Here is a 16,586-nt window from a genome sequence, read left to right as displayed (position 1 = left end):
GCAGGCGGGGAGAGGGAACGACCTCTTTTGCGGCGCTTTGTCGGGTAGAGTGAAGCTGAGGGATGACGGAGGGTGCGTCTATCCCCTTCTCCCCGTTCAAACGGGGAGAAGGTGGCCGATAGGCCGAATGAGGGGCTCGACCTTGCTCGAAATGGGACATGTGTAAATGCAAACCAATTTCACCCTTGCCCAGCTTGCCGATCCACATGTCGCCGAATCCGAGGCGATCCTGCGCAAATGCGTGCATTGCGGCTTCTGCACCGCTACCTGTCCGACCTATGTGACGCTTGGCAACGAGCTCGATAGCCCGCGCGGCCGCATCTATCTGATCAAGGATATGCTGGAAAACGGCCGGGCGGCCGATGCGGAAGTGGTGACGCATATCGACCGCTGTCTGTCCTGCCTTGCTTGCGTCACCACCTGTCCCTCCGGCGTCGACTACATGCATCTGATCGACCATGCCCGCACCCATATCGAGGAAACCTATAAGCGGCCTTTGCTCGATCGGCTGACGCGCAACATGCTGGCTGCGGTTCTGCCCTATCCCGGCCGTTTCCGTCTGGCGCTCAACCTCGCGCGCCTGGCTCGGCCGTTAAAGGGTCTGTTGAAGCGCATTCCGGCCCTGAAACCCTTCGCCGCCATGCTAGATCTCGCGCCGCGCTCCATCCCGGCACCGTCGCCTTTTGCCAAGCCTGGGCTGCATCAGCCGCAGGCGGAACGGCGCGGACGGGTGGCGATCCTGACGGGATGTGCCCAGCCGGTGCTCGATCCAGGGATCAACGAGGCCACCATCCGGCTGCTGACCCGCCTTGGCGTCGAAGTGGTGGTACCGGAAGGCGAGAGCTGCTGCGGCTCGCTGGTGCATCATATGGGCCGCGAGGAACAGGCGCTGGCGAGCGTGCGCGCCAATGTCGATGTCTGGATGCGCGAGGTCGAGGCCGGTGGCCTCGACGCCATCATCGTGACGACCTCCGGCTGCGGCACGACGATCAAGGATTATGGCCACAAGCTGCGCCTCGATCCGGCCTATGCGGACAAGGCCGCGAAGATCTCGGCGCTTGCCAAGGACATCACCGAATATCTCGTCGGCCTCGACTTGCCTGCGCACATGCCGCGCGGCATCACCGTCGCCTATCATTCCGCCTGCTCGCTGCAGCATGGCCAGAAGATCACCATGGCGCCGAAGCAGTTGTTGAAGACGGCGGGCTTCACCGTCCGCGAGCCAGCGGAAGGGCATCTCTGCTGCGGCTCAGCCGGCACCTACAACATCATGCAGTCGGAAATCTCCGCCGAGTTGAAGGCGCGCAAGGTGAAAAACCTCGAGGCGACGAAGGCCGATGTCATCGCCACCGGCAATATCGGCTGCATCACGCAGATCGCGACGGGAACGGGCATACTGATCCTGCACACGGTCGAATTGCTGGACTGGGCCTATGGCGGAGAGATGCCAGCGAAACTGAAGGGCCTGGAGCCGGCCGCCGCCTAAAATATCTAGTGCGACGAAGACGGCCGATGCGACTGCCACTCCATCTCGAAAACGTCGGCGCCGATGGGTGTCAGGCTTATTCCGTCCTGCCCCTCCTCGAAGAAGGTGCCGTCGAGCAAGCCGGCGACACCGTCATAGAACGAGCCTTCCACCAGGCTGGTGATGCTGGCCGTCTTGTATTTCTGCCCGGAAAAGTCGGTGACGGACATGCACTGCCGGCGCCCGTCGGCGAACACGTCGATCAGCCGGGGAACGACACCTGCGTCGTCCACCTCGTAATAGATCATGACGGGTTCATCGTTTTCCGGATGGATCCAGTCGCATTGGTAATAGGAAAAGCTCATGCGCTATTGCTTAGCATAGGAACCCCCAGGCGGGAATCGCTTTGGGGGACAGGCAGGGCGCGTGGTCAAATTTTTTAGAAGTTGAATGACACACCGAAATTGATGGCGTTGGTGAAGACCTTGGTCTTCAACGTGTCGCCGCTGTCGATCGAGACATTGTCCACGAAATTGTAATTGCCCTTGTATTCGACGAAGGTCGCCCAATGCTGGCTGATCTGATAGCTGACGCCGGCCTGCGCCTGCAACGAGGCGCCGCCGAACTGGTAATCGAAGGTCCGTCCGGAGGCGCGGGTGACTTCGACATGCGGCACGTTGATGCCGGCGCCGAGGCCGACATAAGGCGTCCACTTGCGGCCCGGATCCTGAAAGCGATAGAGCGCATTCAGCGTCAGCATGTTCAGGCCGTCGGTGAACTCGAAATGCGACCAGCCGGGCGTATTGCCGAGATCGCCATAGACCTTGGCATGGGTATAGTCGAGCGAGACACCCCAGTTCGACTTGTTGAAGTCGTCGAGCCAGAAGATGCCGCGAAAGCCGAAATAGGGTGGCATCTTGAAGGATTTTCCCGACCAGTCGGGATCGAAATTGTCGCCGTCCGACGTCTTGACGTTGCTGCCGGTGGCACCCTGGATACCGCCATAGGCTGAAAACTGCATTTCCGCCCAGGCCGAACCGGCGGTAAAGACAAAAGCTGAAATCGCCAGCGCGGCGATAGCCGGCTGCTTGATGCGAAATGCACGACGCATATGAAGCCCCCAGATGCAAAGTGCCGTCATCTAAGCGTGCTTCTGTGACAGTTCTTTTGCGGCGTGCTGTGGCTTAGGCGAGAAAACTGACGTCAGATTGAATGGAGCCGGCCGTTTCGCGGACTTCTCAGGCGACAAGTTTGGGGATGTTACTCTCGCGCAACAGTTGGGGGTGGCCGCACTGGTATGCGACCACTCCGTCGCTTATCACCCGCCGAACATCGTCCGCAGAATGTCGACGCCGCGATCCTCGTAGCTGACTTCGCCCTGCTTGTTGCCAGGGCCGACAACGATGACCTTGGTGCCGATCGGCACGCGCTCATAGAGATCGGTGACATCCTTGTTCATCATGCGGATGCAGCCGGACGACATGTTCAGGCCGATGCTCCAGGGCTGGTTGGTGCCGTGGATTCGAAAGGCGGTGTCGTTGCCGTTGCGGTAGAGATACATGGCACGGGCGCCGAGCGGATTGTCTTCGCCGCCTTCCTGATAGGCAGGCAGATTGTGCCCCTTCTTGGCCTCGCGGATGCGCATTTCCGGCGGCGGCGTCCAGCCCGGCCATTCCGCCTTGCGGCCAACCTTGACGACCCCCGACCATCCGAAGCCGTCGCGACCAACGCCGATGCCGTAGCGCCGCGCCCGATTGCTGCCCTCGACGAGATAGAGATATTTGTTGTTGGTATCGACGATAACGGTCCCCGGTGTCTCGTTGGTCACCAGCCGCACGACCCGCCGCTGAAACTGCGGCTTGACCTGCCCTTGCGGCGCTGTCGATACGCGGATCACATTGCTGGGCAGGGCCTGCGCGACCTGAGGCGCGGAGGCTGTGAAAGCCGCTGCATCCGATGCCGCCGCGAGACACGACATGGCGATGCCCGCCGCCGTGACGACCGGTAGTATTGATTTCATCCGTAATTCCCCTCTCGATTTACCCGCCATGAAACTAGCGAAACGCGTGGGAGGATCAAGATCAAATTGCGTATGATAAAGACCGCGTCGGTAGCGTGGCTGTCTATTCTGACGAGGGGGAGATTATTGTCGGGATACTATAGTACCCAATAATGGAAGATATCTTTGCTGTGGACACCGAGACCTGTCTCGCCCTTGGCGGGCGAGAAAGCAATTTCACTGGTTTAGGAATTGCGATACCGGAAGCTCTACAGCTTCAAAAGCTGAGCGCAATTTCTAAGCCACTGAAATTGCCAGAGCGGGGGTCTGTATCTTGCGCCCCTGCCTACCCCCTCTCTTGCAAAATCTAGCACTTAGCTAAAGCTAAATGCTGATTTTGCTTTCTCGCCCGCCAAGGGCGAGATCGACTCCGCATTTACAGTAATCTTGTTGCTCATCACATGACGATGACCCGCGTCCCGACTTTCACCCGGTTGTAGAGGTCGATGACATCCTGATTGCGCAGGCGGATGCAGCCGGAGGATACGGCACTGCCGATGCTCCAGGGAGCATTGGTGCCGTGGATACGGTAGAGGGTGGAGCCGAGATACATGGCGCGGGCGCCGAGCGGATTGGCTTCGCCGCCTTCCATATGCGCCGGCAGATAATGGCCCTTGGCCGCCTCACGCGCCACCATTTCAGAAGGTGGCGTCCAGTCCGGCCATTCCTGCTTGCGGGTGACGGTATGGGCGCCGGCCCATTCGAAACCGGGCTTGCCGACGCCGACGCCATAGCGCCGCGCCTGGCCGCCGTCCATCACCAGGTAGAGGAAGCGATTGTTGGTGTCGATGACGATGGTGCCTGGCTTTTCCTTGGTCTGGTAATCGACCACCTGCGGCAGGAATTGTGGGTCGAGCTGGCCACGGATTGCCGGATATTGCGGCTTGACGACGGCCACCTGCTGGACGGCGGGGCGCGCGAACAGGCCGCGTGGCTGGATCGCGCGCTGCGCCTGCGGATTGACCGCCTGCCGCGCCGCCGGGCGAACCGGATAGACGGCCGGCTGCACATTGCCGCCGCCGAGCTGCATCACCCAGGGGGCGGTGAGGTCGGGACTGACGATGACGGGCGGGCGCGACTGATAGCGATCATCGGCGAAAGCGCTGGATGCCAACAGGCTCACGGCGCTCATGGCGAATAAAATGCATTGTTTCATCATCGGACAAACTCTCTACAAACGGGCCGAGGATGGGCGTAATTTCGCCCGGTCCCGAATATGGTGACATTTGCGCGCCAGCGAATGGTAAATGCCTGTTCATCAAAATGCCGCGAAGCCGATAAACCTTTTGGCAAGGTTACGACTTGGTTTGGAAAGACGGTTTGCAAATGGTAAACCGTGAATCGAGATGATTTGCCTTCGAATCGTCCTTTCGATCTTAAGCATTTGATTGGCCTGATCTTATCCGATAGCTGTTTAGCTGTTTTCGCGATCACGCTCTGAAATAGGGGACGAAGCACGACTATGGCCGGAACGGGCATCATCACCGGTGAGGACGGCAAGGACCGCTGCCACTGGCACGGCAATCTGCCGGAATATCTGCGCTATCATGACCAGGAATGGGGCAGGCCCGTCGTCGACGATACCAGGCTGTTCGAGAAGATCTGCCTGGAAGGCTTCCAGTCGGGCCTCTCCTGGCTGACGATCCTGCGTAAGCGCGAGAATTTCCGCGCTGCCTTCGCCGGCTTTGATTTCGACAAGGTGGCGACGTTTGGTGATGCCGATATCGAGCGCTGCCTGGCCGATGCCGGCATCATCCGCCATCGCGGCAAGATCGTCTCCACCATCAACAATGCCCATCGCGCTATCGAGCTGCGCGCCGAATTCGGTTCGCTCGCCCGCTATTTCTGGGGTTTCGAGCCGACGGCCGCGGAGCGTCCCGCCTTGGTCGATCATGCGACCATCGCCGCCAATCCGACGACGCCGGTTTCCGTGCGGATATCGAAGGATCTGAAAAAGCGCGGCTGGACCTTCGTCGGCCCGACGACGGTTTACGCCTTCATGCAGGCCATGGGCCTCGTCAACGATCACATCGAGGGCTGTTATTGCCGGAAAGAGGTGGAGGCGATGCGCAGTGCATTGGTGCGGCCATGAGACGCCTGGTTCTTGCCTTCTCCCTGTTCGCCTTCGTTCTGCCGCTCAGTCAGGCCGCCCACGCGCAGGCGACCCAGAGCAGCGACAACCCAAAGGGTGGCGAGCAGCCGCAGCTTCCGCAGCTCGACCGTGGCGAGACCGTGGAAAAGCTTGGTTTCCCCGCCGTGCTGGAGAAGCTGTCCGGCTGGACGAAATTCGGCAAGGGCAAGGTCTATACGCTGCCGCTCAAGAAGGGCCAGCACGTCCGGATCACCTTTAGCTCGAAGAGCAAATACACCTTCATGGCAATCTTCGATCTCTCCTCGGACGATGACGAATCCTTCTTCGGCACCGACGAGGACGGCATGACCGCCGATGTCACCGTCAATGAAGATACGACATGGCTGATCAAGCCCTATTACTCCCGCGTCACCCGCCGTCGCGGCCTCGGCGCACCCTATGAAATCCTCATCGACCCCAATCCGCCGGCCACGCAACAGCAGGACAAGCCCGCGGATCAAGGTCCGTCATTGTTCCCGCCAAGGTCGAAGCAGGGACAGTAAGGGTTTCAGGATAATCCCTCGATTATTCCTTGGAGTTCCCCAAGATACCCGATCTTGCGGAATCGCGGTGCCTGCGTTGGTTCCTCGACATGTTCGAAGATCCAGGTGAGTTCGTGCGGAATGAAGACGCCGTAGCTGCCGGCGGCAAGCGCGGGCACGATGTCGGATTTGAGTGAGTTGCCGACCATCATTGCTCGCTCCGGCCCATCGCCGACTTTGGAGAAGATGCGGCGATAGGTGGATGCGTTCTTGTCGGAGACGATTTCGACGGCATCGAAGAGATCCCCGAGGCCGGATTGCGCGAGCTTGCGCTCCTGGTCGAACAGATCGCCCTTGGTGATCAGCACCAGCAGATAGCTGCCAGAGAGAGTTTCCAGCGTCCCCCGGACATCGGGAAGCGTTTCCACGGGGTGGGTGAGCAGATCGCGGCCGATGTCGAGGATTTGAGCGATCACCGTTGCCGGTACCTCGCCTTTGGTGATCTCGATCGCCGTCTCGATCATCGAAAGCGTGAAACCTTTGATGCCGAACCCGTATTGGCGCAGATTGCGCGTCTCGGCTTCCAGCAGCCTTTGGGAGATGTTCTCGCTCTCGGCATAGTCACCGAGCAGTTCGGCGAACTGTCGTTCCGTCAGCCGAAAGAATTGTTCGTTCTCCCAGAGTGTGTCGTCGGCGTCGAAGCCGATCGTGGTCAGTGGGCGTTGCGGCATGGGCCTGTCCGTCCTTACGGATTGGATGAATGTGGGATTCTATCGCGCGCTGATAAGGAGGCAAGAGCAAAGCGCCGGTCACCGCATTGTGATCGGCGCCGGGTCTCGCGTTGAAATCGGATTCCGGTGCATTATGTTGATATCGTCCAGGTAGCGGCAGGGCCGCCCCTCGACGATCATTCCCCCGACCTCCCCAAGGCAGCGCGGATCAGCGGCTGTCATGCCGAGGCCAAATAACCAAGAGATCAGGATTCACCGGCCGGAAGCCATCTTCCGGCGGATCACAAGGGAATTTTCTCAGATGCGTTATAACCAGCTCGGTAATACCGGCCTATTCGTCTCCGAACTTTGCTTGGGCACCATGACCTTCGGCGAAGCCAATCCCAATAGCAACTGGGGCGCCATCGCCGATGTCGACCAGGCGACGGCCGACAAGATCGTCGAAAGCTCGCTCGCCGCCGGCGTCAACTTCATCGACACCGCCGACGTCTATTCCTTCGGCACTTCGGAAAAGCTGCTTGGTCAGGCGCTGAAGAATGTCGGCGTGCCGCGTAAGGACGTCGTCATCGCCACCAAGGTCTATGGCGTCATGGGCGACAAGCCCAACGATCGCGGCGCCTCGCGCGGCCATATCATGGATTCGGTTCAGGCAAGCCTCGAGCGGCTTCAGACCGACCATATCGACCTCTACCAGATCCACGCCACGGATACGGTCACACCGATTGACGAGACTCTGCGGGCGCTCGACGATCTCGTCTCGCACGGGCTGGTGCGCTATGTCGGCGTATCCAATTGGCAGGCCTGGCGTATCGCCAAGGCGCTCGGCATTTCCGAACGCCGCGGCTTTGCCCGCTTCGAGACGGTGCAGGCCTATTACTCCATCGCCGGCCGTGATCTCGAGCGGGAAATCGTGCCGCTGATGGCGGAGGAGAAGCTTGGTCTGATGGTCTGGTCACCGCTCGCCGGCGGTCTCCTCTCCGGCAAGTTCGGCCCCGGTGCTGCGGGCAATGGCGAAGGCCGCCGTGCCAATTTCGACTTCCCGCCGGTGGATAAGGACCGTGCCTGGGCCTGCGTCGCCGCCATGCGCGAAGTGGCCGAGAAGCACGGCGCCAGCGTCGCCACCGTGGCGCTTGCCTGGATCCTGGCAAAGCCCTTCGTCACCAGCATCATCATTGGCGCCAAGCGCCTCGATCAGCTCGACCAGAACCTCGCCGCCGTCAAACTGAAGCTTGATGCCGAGGATATCGCCAGGCTGGACGATGTCAGCGCGCTCGCCGCGGAATATCCCGGCTGGATGCTTGCCCGCCAGGGTGCCGCTCGCGTACCCCAGCCTTTCGAACCAAAGGCTTGAGCTGGGAATGAAAGCGCCGCCGCCATCTCGTGATGGCGGCGGCGGCGCTTGTCGTCAGAGTTCGATAACGATCTTGCCAAAGGCACCGCGATCGAGATGGTCGAAGGCGGCGGGAACCTCGGAGAAGGCGTAGCGATGATCGATGACCGGCTTCAGGCCGATCCGGTCGGTAGCGCGGACGAAATCCTCCAGGGCGCGGCGATGACCGACGGAGATGCCCTGAATGACCGGAGACTTCAGCAATACCGGTCCGGCTGGGCCGGACAGGTCAAATCCTTCAAACACGCCGATGACCGAGATGCGGCCATGCACCGCCACCGCCTTCAGTGATTGGCCGAGATGCGGCCCGCCGGCGATTTCAAAGATATGGTCGATGCCGCGATCGTTGGTGAGTCGATAGACCGCCTCCACCCAATCCTCGGCATTGCGATCGATGCCATGGCGGGCGCCGAGCGCCTTTGCCCGCGCCAGCTTTTCAGGGCCGGAGGACGTCACGAAGACGTCGGCGCCTTGCGCCGCCGCGATCTGCAGCCCGAACATCGATACCCCACCGGTTCCCTGCACCAGCACGGTGTCGCCCGGCTTGATCTTGCCGCGTTCCACCAGCGCGAACCAGGCCGTCAGGCCGGCGCAGGGCAAGGTGCTCGCTTCGCCATCGTCAAGGCTTGTCGGCGAGGCGACGAACCAGTCTTCGGGAAGAACGATATATTCCGAGAGCATGCCGGGATAAAAGCCGCCAAGCGTCCGGTAGGGTGGGTTGCGCGCATCGCCGGGTGGCTTGTCATCGATCCAGCCGGGGTGGAAGGTGGAGATGACCCGGTCGCCGGTCGCAAACCGCGTTACGCCGTCGCCGACGGCTTCGACAATGCCCGCCATGTCGGAAGCGGGTACGAAGGGAAACTGGACGGGCAGGCCCATGCCACTTTCCCGCATCAGCTTGTCGCGATAGTTCAGCGAAACCGCCTTGGTCCGCACGAGGACTTCGCCGCGGGCGGGCGAGGGGACCTCGGTTTCGGTGAGGCTGAGAGGGGCGTCGATGCCGAAGCTGTTCAGTGTCCAGCGTCGCATGGTCTTCGTCATAATGATCTCCTGCGAGAAATTGAAAGCACGGAGGTCACTATATCGTTGCGTAATGGTCGCCAGTGGCGATATGATTTCCACTGACTGGTTCCTTTTGGGAAACAATAGCAATGAATGACATGCTCAACGGCATTCCAGAATTTGTGGAGGCGGTGGAGGCCGGCGGCTTTTCAGCGGCCGCCACGCGTATGAACCTGTCGCGTTCGGCAATCGGCAAGACCATCGCCAAGCTCGAGAGACGACTGAGCGTCCGGCTCTTCCACCGCACCACCCGCACGCAAAGCCTGACGGACGAGGGCCAGGCCTTCTACGAGCGCTGTCGCCGGGCCCTGGACGAGATACAGTCCGGCGAGGCGATGCTGGAATCCGGGAAACGCGAGGTGGCGGGACGCCTGCGCATCTCGATGCCCGTGCTCTTCGGCCGCCGTTGCATAGCGCCCTTGTTGATGGAGCTTGCCCGCGCCCATCCGAACCTCGAACTCGATCTCTCCTTCAGCGACCGCGTCGTGGACCTGCTTGACGAGGGTTTCGACCTCGCCATCCGCAACGGTCCGCTCCGGGATGCCCCAGGGCTGGTTGCCCGGCGGGTCGCCCGGCACCGCATGGTCGTTTGCGCATCGCCCGCCTATCTTGCAAAGCGCGGAACACCGCAGACCATCGCCGACCTCGAGAAGCATGATCTCATCGCCTACGCCCGCGCAGGCGAGGCAAAGATCTGGGCTTTCCCGCAGGCCAATGGCGCCGACATCGAATATATGCCGAAGACGCGGTTGCGGTTCGACGATCTCGAAGTGATGGCCGATGCCGCCGCAGCGGGAATGGGGGCTGCGTGGCTGCCCTGCTGGCTGATACGAGGTCAGGTGCTGGCCGGCAATCTTGCCCCTGTGCTGACGGATATGTCCGGCCTGACCTTCCATGCTTATGCCGTCTGGCCGCAGACGCCACATTTGCCGCTCAAGACCCGCGCGGTCATCGATCTCCTCGCCGCCCGGCTGCCGCAGGTCATGGAATGATGGAAGGCTGCGGCTCTATTGTCGTGGCAAGCGAACGCCATCGGCAAAGACCCGGTTCCAGATCAGGATCTGCACCGATTTCCGGAGTCCGGCGGACCAGAACGGATCCGCCTTCACCAGCCTTTCGACCTCGGTCGCGTCTTGCGCCTCGACAAGCCACAGGCCGCCCGCAAACACATCGTCCTGCCGGCTGAGTGGCCCCGCCGTCTTGATGCAGGCTGCGTTCGTCTGCAGGAAATCGAAATGACGTTCCAGGTAGCTTTGCCGTATGGCAGTCGCATGTTGCCGGTCATCTTCAAACAAAACAGCGAATAGCGTCATTGGAGCCTCCTTGCTGGACCTCTGGAGCTTATGGCTGCAATAATATGATTGCATGCGGTAAATCTGCCGAGGAAAGCTGCAAAAATGCACGATATCGATTGGAACGATCTGCGCTATGTCCTCGCTGTGGCGCGAGGGCGCTCCTTTGCAGCGGCGAGCCGCGAGATCAAGACGGACGCGACGACTGTCGGCCGGCGCTTGCGGACATTGGAGGAACGGCTTGGTGTCACGCTCTTTCAGCGCGACACAGGCGGCGTAATGACTCCGACGCCGGCCGGCGAGATCGCCGTGGCGCGGGCCGAGGCGATCGAGGCGGAGGTGATGGCGCTTTCGGGAGCGCTGGAGGCGGCGGATGTGACGGCGCTCGGCAAGGTGCGCCTGACGGCACCGCCTTCCTTCATCAGCCGCTTGTTGATCCCCGTTGCGGCCGAGCTTCTGTCACAGCATTCCGGCCTGCAACTGGAACTTATCGGCGATGCCCGTAACTTCAACCTGACCCGCCGCGAGGCGGATATGGCAATCCGGCTTGCCCGGCCTGCCGATATGACCAACAGCAAGGTCGTCGCGCGGCGAATAGCTACCCTGGATTACGCAATCTACGTCGCGGCGGGAACAGAGGACCATGCCGAAAATCTTCCATGGCTGGTCTATGAGGAGGGAATGATGCATTTGCCGCATGCCCGCTGGATCGCTGCACAGGCGGAGAAATCGGGCGGAGACAACGCTCTCGCCGTTAATGACGCGGAAGCTTTGCTTCAGGCTGCCGTCGCCGGATTGGGCCGGGCACTGTTGCCCACAATTCTGGTCGAGCGCGTAGAAGGGCTCTCCCGTGTCGATGCCGATGACAAGACACTTCCAGTGCGAGAAGTATGGCTGCTGACCCATGCCGAGCTTCGAAACGCCGCCCGCATTCGAGCGGTTGCTGGATGGCTGGATCAAGTGTTCCAACACCCGAAGCTCGGGGGAGATCTAGGCACGACGAGAGGCGACGGAAATGCCGCCTCTCGTTCTGCTTTGACCTGATTTACTTGCCGTGCTTCTTCAGCCAGGCGTTCATGCCCTTGATTTCGGCTTCCTGCGCCTTGATGACGTTTTCCGCCAGTTTGCGCAGTTCCGGGTCCTTGCCGTATTTGAGCTCGATCTTGGCCATGTCGATGGCGCCCTGATGATGCGGGATCATGCCACGGACGAAATCCGTGTCGGCATCGCCGCTATAGGTGATCATCATATCCTTGTGCATCTTGCCCATGGCATCGTTGAACGCCTTGCTGGATGCACCCTGGGCGCCCATCGGCTTGCTCATGTCCATGTTGTGCATGTCTTCGGCAAAGGCGGGGAAGGAGAAGGCGAGCGCAAGAGCGCCGGCGAGGGTGATGGATTTGGAAATAGACATGTGAATTCCTTCCGTTTCGGAACGGTATCTGAGTTTCTGGCGAAGGGTCGCTTCGCAAGTGAGATGAAGTCAGATGCGTGTCAGGCGAAGCGGGGAGGGGGTGCCGTCGGCGCGGGACGGGAATCGGCAAGCCGTTGACCATGCGTGGGGGCCGGATAAGAGAATGCCAGCACACGGCCGTAGTCCAGCATCAGGGAAGGCGCAACGGCAAGACAGGCCGCACAGGACGGCACATGCGCCATGCCGCCGGCACAGGGATTGTCCGGTTTCTTGTCGGGGATCACGGAGTTGGCGTGCATGGCCATCGAACCATGATCCATGCCGGCCATTGCGTTATCCTCGGTCATGCTTACAGCAACCGGCATCGCCATCTCGGCATCGCAAATCGGACAGGCCGCCAGTGCGGGCATGGCACCGTAGATCAGCCAGGCAGTCAGCATTGTCAGAGTGGCGAAGAAGCGCATGGGCAAACCCTAAGTGCATGCCCGTGAAAGGCAAGTGCAAATTGCACTGCACCGATCCTGGCGCGGTATCAAGGCAGCAATTTGACCTCTTCCAGGATTTCGACAGGGGGAAATCCGATGCAATCGGCAACATCGAACGTCACGGCAAATCTTGCCGGAGTTTCAGCCGCCCATCTCAGCGCCGCCGTCGCCTCCTCCTTCGGAATGCTCATGGCGATCGTGCAATGCGGTTGCCAATGGCTGGGGCGATAATGCTCATGACACAGCATAGGATCAATCTCCTGATGAATGGCCTGGTGCATGCGGCGCAAGGCGCTGTCATCGACCGGGCGTGCCCAAAGCACCAGCGTCTCATTTGGAAAATGGTGGATGCCTGCAAATTCAACTGAAAGTGTCGGCATGTCGCGAAAGATCTTGCGCACGGCCTTAAGGGGCCGTTCCGGCGCGATGCCTCCGTAGATGGCGAGCGTCAGATGCGGCGGGTAGTTCAAAGCCTGCATCGATGGGACGGTTTCGAAGCGGCTTGCCTCGCGCCAGAGATCGAGAACCGGGTTCGCGGTATCGTTCGTGCATTTCAGGCTGATTGCGTAGGCCGTCACTTTTCTATCCTTGATCTTCGGTCACTGTCGGTTTTGTCGAACGACATCATACAACAATCCTTGCCGCATCCCGCTGTATCCGCTAGTTAACCGCCACTGTTCCCATACCGGATTATCCAGCAAATGAGCGACAAACAGAAGAAACCGCAAAAGCTCAAGGCCCGCCTGCCGCGTGGCTTTGTCGATCGTTCGGCGAGCGATATTCGCGCTGTCAACGAGATGACCGCTAAGATCCGGGCGGTTTACGAGCATTATGGCTTCGATCCCGTCGAAACGCCGCTGTTCGAATATACTGATGCGCTCGGCAAGTTCCTGCCCGACAGCGACCGCCCAAACGAGGGTGTGTTCTCGCTGCAGGACGATGACGAGCAGTGGATGTCGCTGCGCTACGACCTGACGGCGCCGCTGGCCCGCCATGTCGCTGAGAATTTCAACGAGATCCAGCTGCCCTACCGCACCTATCGCGCCGGCTATGTCTTCCGCAACGAGAAGCCGGGTCCGGGCCGCTTCCGTCAGTTCATGCAGTTCGATGCCGACACCGTCGGTGCGCCCGGCGTGCAGGCGGACGCCGAAATGTGCATGATGATGGCCGACACGCTGGAAGCCCTCGGCATCAAGCGCGGCGACTATCTCATCCGTGTCAATAACCGCAAGGTTCTGGACGGCGTGCTGGAAGCGATCGGCCTCGGCGGCGATGATAAGGCCGGCCAACGGCTGAACGTGTTGCGCGCCATCGACAAGCTCGACAAGTTCGGCCCGGAAGGCGTCGCGCTGCTGCTTGGTCCCGGCCGTAAGGACGAGTCCGGCGATTTCACCAAGGGTGCTGGGCTGAATGCCGAGCAGATCGATAAGGTGCTCTTCTTCGTCGGCATCAAGGATTATGCCGGAAGCGCTGCCCAACTCGCGGAGCTGGTCGCCGGCACCTCCAATGGCGGTGAAGGCGTCGAGGAGTTGAATTTCATCGGCAGCCTCGTCACCAGCGCCGGCTATCAGTCCGACCGTATCAAGATCGACCCCTCTGTCGTGCGTGGCCTCGAATACTATACCGGTCCGGTCTATGAGGCCGAACTCACCTTCGACGTCACCAACGAAAAGGGCGAGAAGGTCGTCTTCGGCTCCGTCGCCGGCGGTGGGCGTTATGACGGGCTGGTGTCGCGCTTCATGGGCCAGCCGGTTCCAGCGACAGGCTTTGCTATCGGCGTGTCGCGCCTGATGACGGCCTTGAAAAACCTCGGCAAGCTTGGCCAGGCCGAGGTGATCGCGCCTGTACTCGTCACCGTCATGGACGGCGATGTCGAGGCCATGGGCCGCTACCAGCGCTTCACGCAACAGCTGCGCGCCGCCGGCATTCGCGCCGAGATGTTCCAGGGCAACTGGAAGAAGTTCGGCAACCAGCTGAAATATGCCGACCGCCGCGGCTGCCCGATCGCCATTATCCAGGGTGGCGACGAGCGCGCAGAGGGCGTCGTGCAGCTCAAGGACCTGATCGAAGGCAAGCGCCTTTCCGGCGAGATCGAGGACAATGCGAGCTGGCGCGAAGCCCGCGTCGCGCAGGAGACCGTGCCCGAGGCCGATCTGGTCGCCAAGGTGCAGGCGATTTTGGCGGCGCAGGCGGAAGATCGCAAGAGGGCGGAATAAATGCCCCTGATCAATCTTCCCGATTTCGCCGATGATCTCATTGCCGAATTTGCCGCCCGCAAGACGGATCGGGTCGACACGCCGATCATCCAGCCGGCCGAACCATTTCTCGACATGGCGGGCGAGGATCTGCGCCGCCGCATCTTCATGACCGAAAGCGAGACCGGCGCCAGCCTCTGCCTGCGGCCGGAATTCACCATTCCCGTCTGCCTGCAGCATATCGAGACCGCAACCGGCACCCCGAAGCGTTATTCCTATCTCGGCGAGATCTTTCGCCAGCGTCGCGAAGGCGGCCATGAGTTCTATCAGGCAGGCATCGAGGATCTCGGCGATCGTGATATCGCCAGCGCCGATGCCCGTGCCGTCGGCGACGCCATCGCCATTCTCAACCGGCTGGTGCCTGGCAAGGCACTGTCGGTGACGCTTGGTGATCAGGCGGTGTTCGAAGCTGTCGTCCAGGCGCTGGGCCTGCCGTCCGGCTGGCAGAAGCGGTTGATCCATGCCTTCGGCAACATGACGCAGCTCGAAACCCTGCTGGCGCGGCTCGCCAGCCCGCAGCCGGTCACCGGCCTCGATCCGCATGCGCTTGATTTTCTGGCGCGCGGCGACGAGCAGGGGCTGGTCATGCATATCGACAGCACCATGCAGGCGACCGGTTATTCCACCAATGCCAGCCGCTCGCCGCTGGAGATCGCCCGTCGGCTTCGCGAAAAGCTGGTCCTGTCGGAAACCCGTCTCGATGACGAGGCTTTCCGCGTCCTGGAAGAGTTCCTGTCGCTGAGCGTACCGCTTGCCGACGCCTCTTCGGCTCTGGCCGGATTTGCCGATGCTGCCGGTCTGAAGCTGGGCACGGCACTTGAGCGTTTCGACGCCCGCGTCGCCGCCCTTGCCAATGCCGGCGTCGATGCAGCCCTTATCGACTATCGCGCCGCCTTCGGCCGTCCGCTCGACTATTATACCGGCCTCGTCTTCGAGGTGACGGTGGAGGGATCGGCGGCGGTGCTCGTCGGCGGCGGTCGGTTTGACCGGCTGCTGACGCTGCTCGGCGCAAAAGACCATATTCCGGCCGTCGGCTTCTCGCTTTGGCTCGACCGGATCGAAATCGCGAGGGCAGCCTGATGACCATCACCATTGCGCTTCCCTCCAAGGGCCGGATGAAGGACGATTGCTCCGCGATCTTTGAGCGCGCCGGCATGCCGATCGTTGCAGTCGGCAATGACCGCTCCTATCGCGGCCGGGTCGAGGGCTGGGACGACGTCGAGGTAGCCTTCCTGTCAGCCTCGGAAATCTCCCGCGAGATCGGTAATGGCAGCGTCGATTTCGGCGTCACCGGCGAGGATCTGGTGCGCGAAGGCCTGGCGGATGCCGACCGGCGCGTCGAGTTCTGCGCCCGTTTAGGCTTCGGCCATGCCGACGTCGTGGTCGCCGTGCCGGATATCTGGCTCGATGTCGACACCATGGCCGATCTCGGCGATGTCGCCGCCGATTTCCGCGCCCGCCACGGCCGCAGGCTGACGGTTGCCACCAAATACTGGCGGTTGACGCAGCAATTCTTCTCCAGCCAGCACGGCATCCAGCTCTATCGCATCGTCGAGAGCCTGGGGGCGACCGAAGGCGCACCGGCTTCCGGCTCGGCCGATATCATCGTCGACATCACCTCGACCGGCTCGACGCTAAGGGCAAACCATCTGAAGATCCTCTCCGACGGCACTATTCTGCGCTCGGAAGCCTGCCTCGTTCGTGCCCGCAAGGAGAGCCACGAGGGCGATCCCATGGTTCAGCGGATCATATCTGCGGTGCGCGCCGCTCTTTAATCTTTCGTCTCTTTGCTCATACGAAAAAGCCCGCCGTGGAAACGG

19 protein-coding genes are annotated in these 16,586 nt (G+C 61.1%); 9 read left to right on the top strand and 10 right to left on the bottom strand.

Annotation, left to right across the window (positions count from 1 at the left end; translation table 11 throughout):
• Window positions 1–166 precede the first annotated feature (166 nt).
• Window positions 167–1,486, top strand: coding sequence for a glycolate oxidase subunit GlcF (glcF, locus tag EX00_RS24015; RefSeq protein ID WP_047463703.1), 1,320 nt, complete (start codon window positions 167–169; stop codon window positions 1,484–1,486).
• A 5-nt stretch (window positions 1,487–1,491) separates the two neighbouring features.
• Here the strand turns inward: glcF and EX00_RS24010 are convergent, their stop codons facing one another.
• The 4 genes from EX00_RS24010 to EX00_RS23995 form a co-directional block, all read right to left on the bottom strand.
• Complete coding sequence (locus EX00_RS24010; RefSeq protein WP_047463702.1) at window positions 1,492–1,830, bottom strand: DUF6881 domain-containing protein; 339 nt, start codon at window positions 1,828–1,830, stop codon at window positions 1,492–1,494.
• Between the two features lie 74 nt (window positions 1,831–1,904).
• The gene (locus EX00_RS24005) at window positions 1,905–2,576 is read right to left on the bottom strand and encodes an outer membrane protein (protein ID WP_047463878.1); all 672 of its coding nucleotides are present in this window, start codon (window positions 2,574–2,576) and stop codon (window positions 1,905–1,907) included.
• A gap of 207 nt (window positions 2,577–2,783) precedes the next feature.
• The gene (locus tag EX00_RS24000) at window positions 2,784–3,485 is read right to left on the bottom strand and encodes a L,D-transpeptidase (protein WP_047463700.1); all 702 of its coding nucleotides are present in this window, start codon (window positions 3,483–3,485) and stop codon (window positions 2,784–2,786) included.
• A gap of 436 nt (window positions 3,486–3,921) precedes the next feature.
• Entirely contained in the window at window positions 3,922–4,683 is a 762-nt protein-coding gene (locus tag EX00_RS23995; protein WP_047463698.1) for a L,D-transpeptidase, read from the bottom strand.
• Between the two features lie 303 nt (window positions 4,684–4,986).
• On the opposite strand from EX00_RS23995, the gene EX00_RS23990 reads away from it, so the two are divergent.
• A complete protein-coding gene (locus EX00_RS23990; protein ID WP_047463696.1) occupies window positions 4,987–5,616 on the top strand; it encodes a DNA-3-methyladenine glycosylase I in 630 nt (209 codons plus the stop codon).
• The gene (locus EX00_RS23985; RefSeq protein WP_047463694.1) at window positions 5,613–6,158 is read left to right on the top strand and encodes a hypothetical protein; all 546 of its coding nucleotides are present in this window, start codon (window positions 5,613–5,615) and stop codon (window positions 6,156–6,158) included. Before EX00_RS23990 ends, EX00_RS23985 begins: the two co-directional genes overlap by 4 nt.
• Before the next feature lie 5 nt (window positions 6,159–6,163).
• Here the strand turns inward: EX00_RS23985 and EX00_RS23980 are convergent, their stop codons facing one another.
• Window positions 6,164–6,868 (bottom strand): HAD family hydrolase, encoded by a 705-nt coding sequence (locus EX00_RS23980; RefSeq protein ID WP_047463692.1) that lies wholly within the window; start codon window positions 6,866–6,868, stop codon window positions 6,164–6,166.
• A gap of 301 nt (window positions 6,869–7,169) precedes the next feature.
• Here EX00_RS23980 and EX00_RS23975 point away from each other — a divergent pair, with 301 nt between their 5' ends.
• On the top strand, window positions 7,170–8,219 hold the full coding sequence (locus EX00_RS23975) for an aldo/keto reductase (RefSeq protein WP_047463691.1): 1,050 nt from the start codon (window positions 7,170–7,172) through the stop codon (window positions 8,217–8,219).
• 54 nt (window positions 8,220–8,273) lie between these two features.
• On the opposite strand, the gene EX00_RS23970 is transcribed toward EX00_RS23975, so the two are convergent.
• A complete protein-coding gene (locus EX00_RS23970) occupies window positions 8,274–9,299 on the bottom strand; it encodes a zinc-dependent alcohol dehydrogenase family protein (RefSeq protein ID WP_047463689.1) in 1,026 nt (341 codons plus the stop codon).
• Between the two features lie 110 nt (window positions 9,300–9,409).
• Between EX00_RS23970 and EX00_RS23965 the strand changes: the two genes are divergently transcribed.
• Window positions 9,410–10,312: a LysR family transcriptional regulator gene (locus EX00_RS23965; RefSeq protein ID WP_047463688.1), complete on the top strand. Its 903-nt coding sequence runs from the start codon at window positions 9,410–9,412 to the stop codon at window positions 10,310–10,312.
• A 15-nt stretch (window positions 10,313–10,327) separates the two neighbouring features.
• Here the strand turns inward: EX00_RS23965 and EX00_RS23960 are convergent, their stop codons facing one another.
• Entirely contained in the window at window positions 10,328–10,633 is a 306-nt protein-coding gene (locus EX00_RS23960) for a YciI family protein (RefSeq protein WP_047463686.1), read from the bottom strand.
• An 84-nt stretch (window positions 10,634–10,717) separates the two neighbouring features.
• On the opposite strand from EX00_RS23960, the gene EX00_RS23955 reads away from it, so the two are divergent.
• Window positions 10,718–11,656: a LysR family transcriptional regulator gene (locus tag EX00_RS23955; protein ID WP_234709099.1), complete on the top strand. Its 939-nt coding sequence runs from the start codon at window positions 10,718–10,720 to the stop codon at window positions 11,654–11,656.
• Window position 11,657: 1 nt separating this feature from the next.
• Here the strand turns inward: EX00_RS23955 and copM are convergent, their stop codons facing one another.
• The 3 genes from copM to EX00_RS23940 form a co-directional block, all read right to left on the bottom strand.
• Window positions 11,658–12,026: a CopM family metallochaperone gene (gene copM, locus EX00_RS23950; protein ID WP_047463684.1), complete on the bottom strand. Its 369-nt coding sequence runs from the start codon at window positions 12,024–12,026 to the stop codon at window positions 11,658–11,660.
• 80 nt (window positions 12,027–12,106) lie between these two features.
• Complete coding sequence (locus tag EX00_RS23945) at window positions 12,107–12,490, bottom strand: hypothetical protein (RefSeq protein ID WP_047463682.1); 384 nt, start codon at window positions 12,488–12,490, stop codon at window positions 12,107–12,109.
• Between the two features lie 68 nt (window positions 12,491–12,558).
• Complete coding sequence (locus EX00_RS23940; protein WP_047463681.1) at window positions 12,559–13,089, bottom strand: 2'-5' RNA ligase family protein; 531 nt, start codon at window positions 13,087–13,089, stop codon at window positions 12,559–12,561.
• 123 nt (window positions 13,090–13,212) lie between these two features.
• On the opposite strand from EX00_RS23940, the gene hisS reads away from it, so the two are divergent.
• Genes hisS through hisG form a run of 3 tightly spaced genes read left to right on the top strand, consistent with a single transcriptional unit; the run spans window position 13,213 to window position 16,541 of the window.
• Complete coding sequence (hisS, locus tag EX00_RS23935; RefSeq protein ID WP_047463679.1) at window positions 13,213–14,727, top strand: histidine--tRNA ligase; 1,515 nt, start codon at window positions 13,213–13,215, stop codon at window positions 14,725–14,727.
• Complete coding sequence (locus tag EX00_RS23930) at window positions 14,728–15,846, top strand: ATP phosphoribosyltransferase regulatory subunit (protein ID WP_047463678.1); 1,119 nt, start codon at window positions 14,728–14,730, stop codon at window positions 15,844–15,846.
• Window positions 15,846–16,541, top strand: coding sequence for an ATP phosphoribosyltransferase (gene hisG, locus EX00_RS23925; protein ID WP_047463677.1), 696 nt, complete (start codon window positions 15,846–15,848; stop codon window positions 16,539–16,541). Before EX00_RS23930 ends, hisG begins: the two co-directional genes overlap by 1 nt.
• The last annotated feature ends 45 nt before the right edge of the window (window positions 16,542–16,586 follow it).

The organism is Martinezella rhizogenes (assembly GCF_000799715.1).
Lineage (GTDB): Bacteria > Pseudomonadota > Alphaproteobacteria > Rhizobiales > Rhizobiaceae > Rhizobium > Rhizobium rhizogenes_C.
This window is presented reverse-complemented; position numbering and strand designations above follow the sequence as displayed.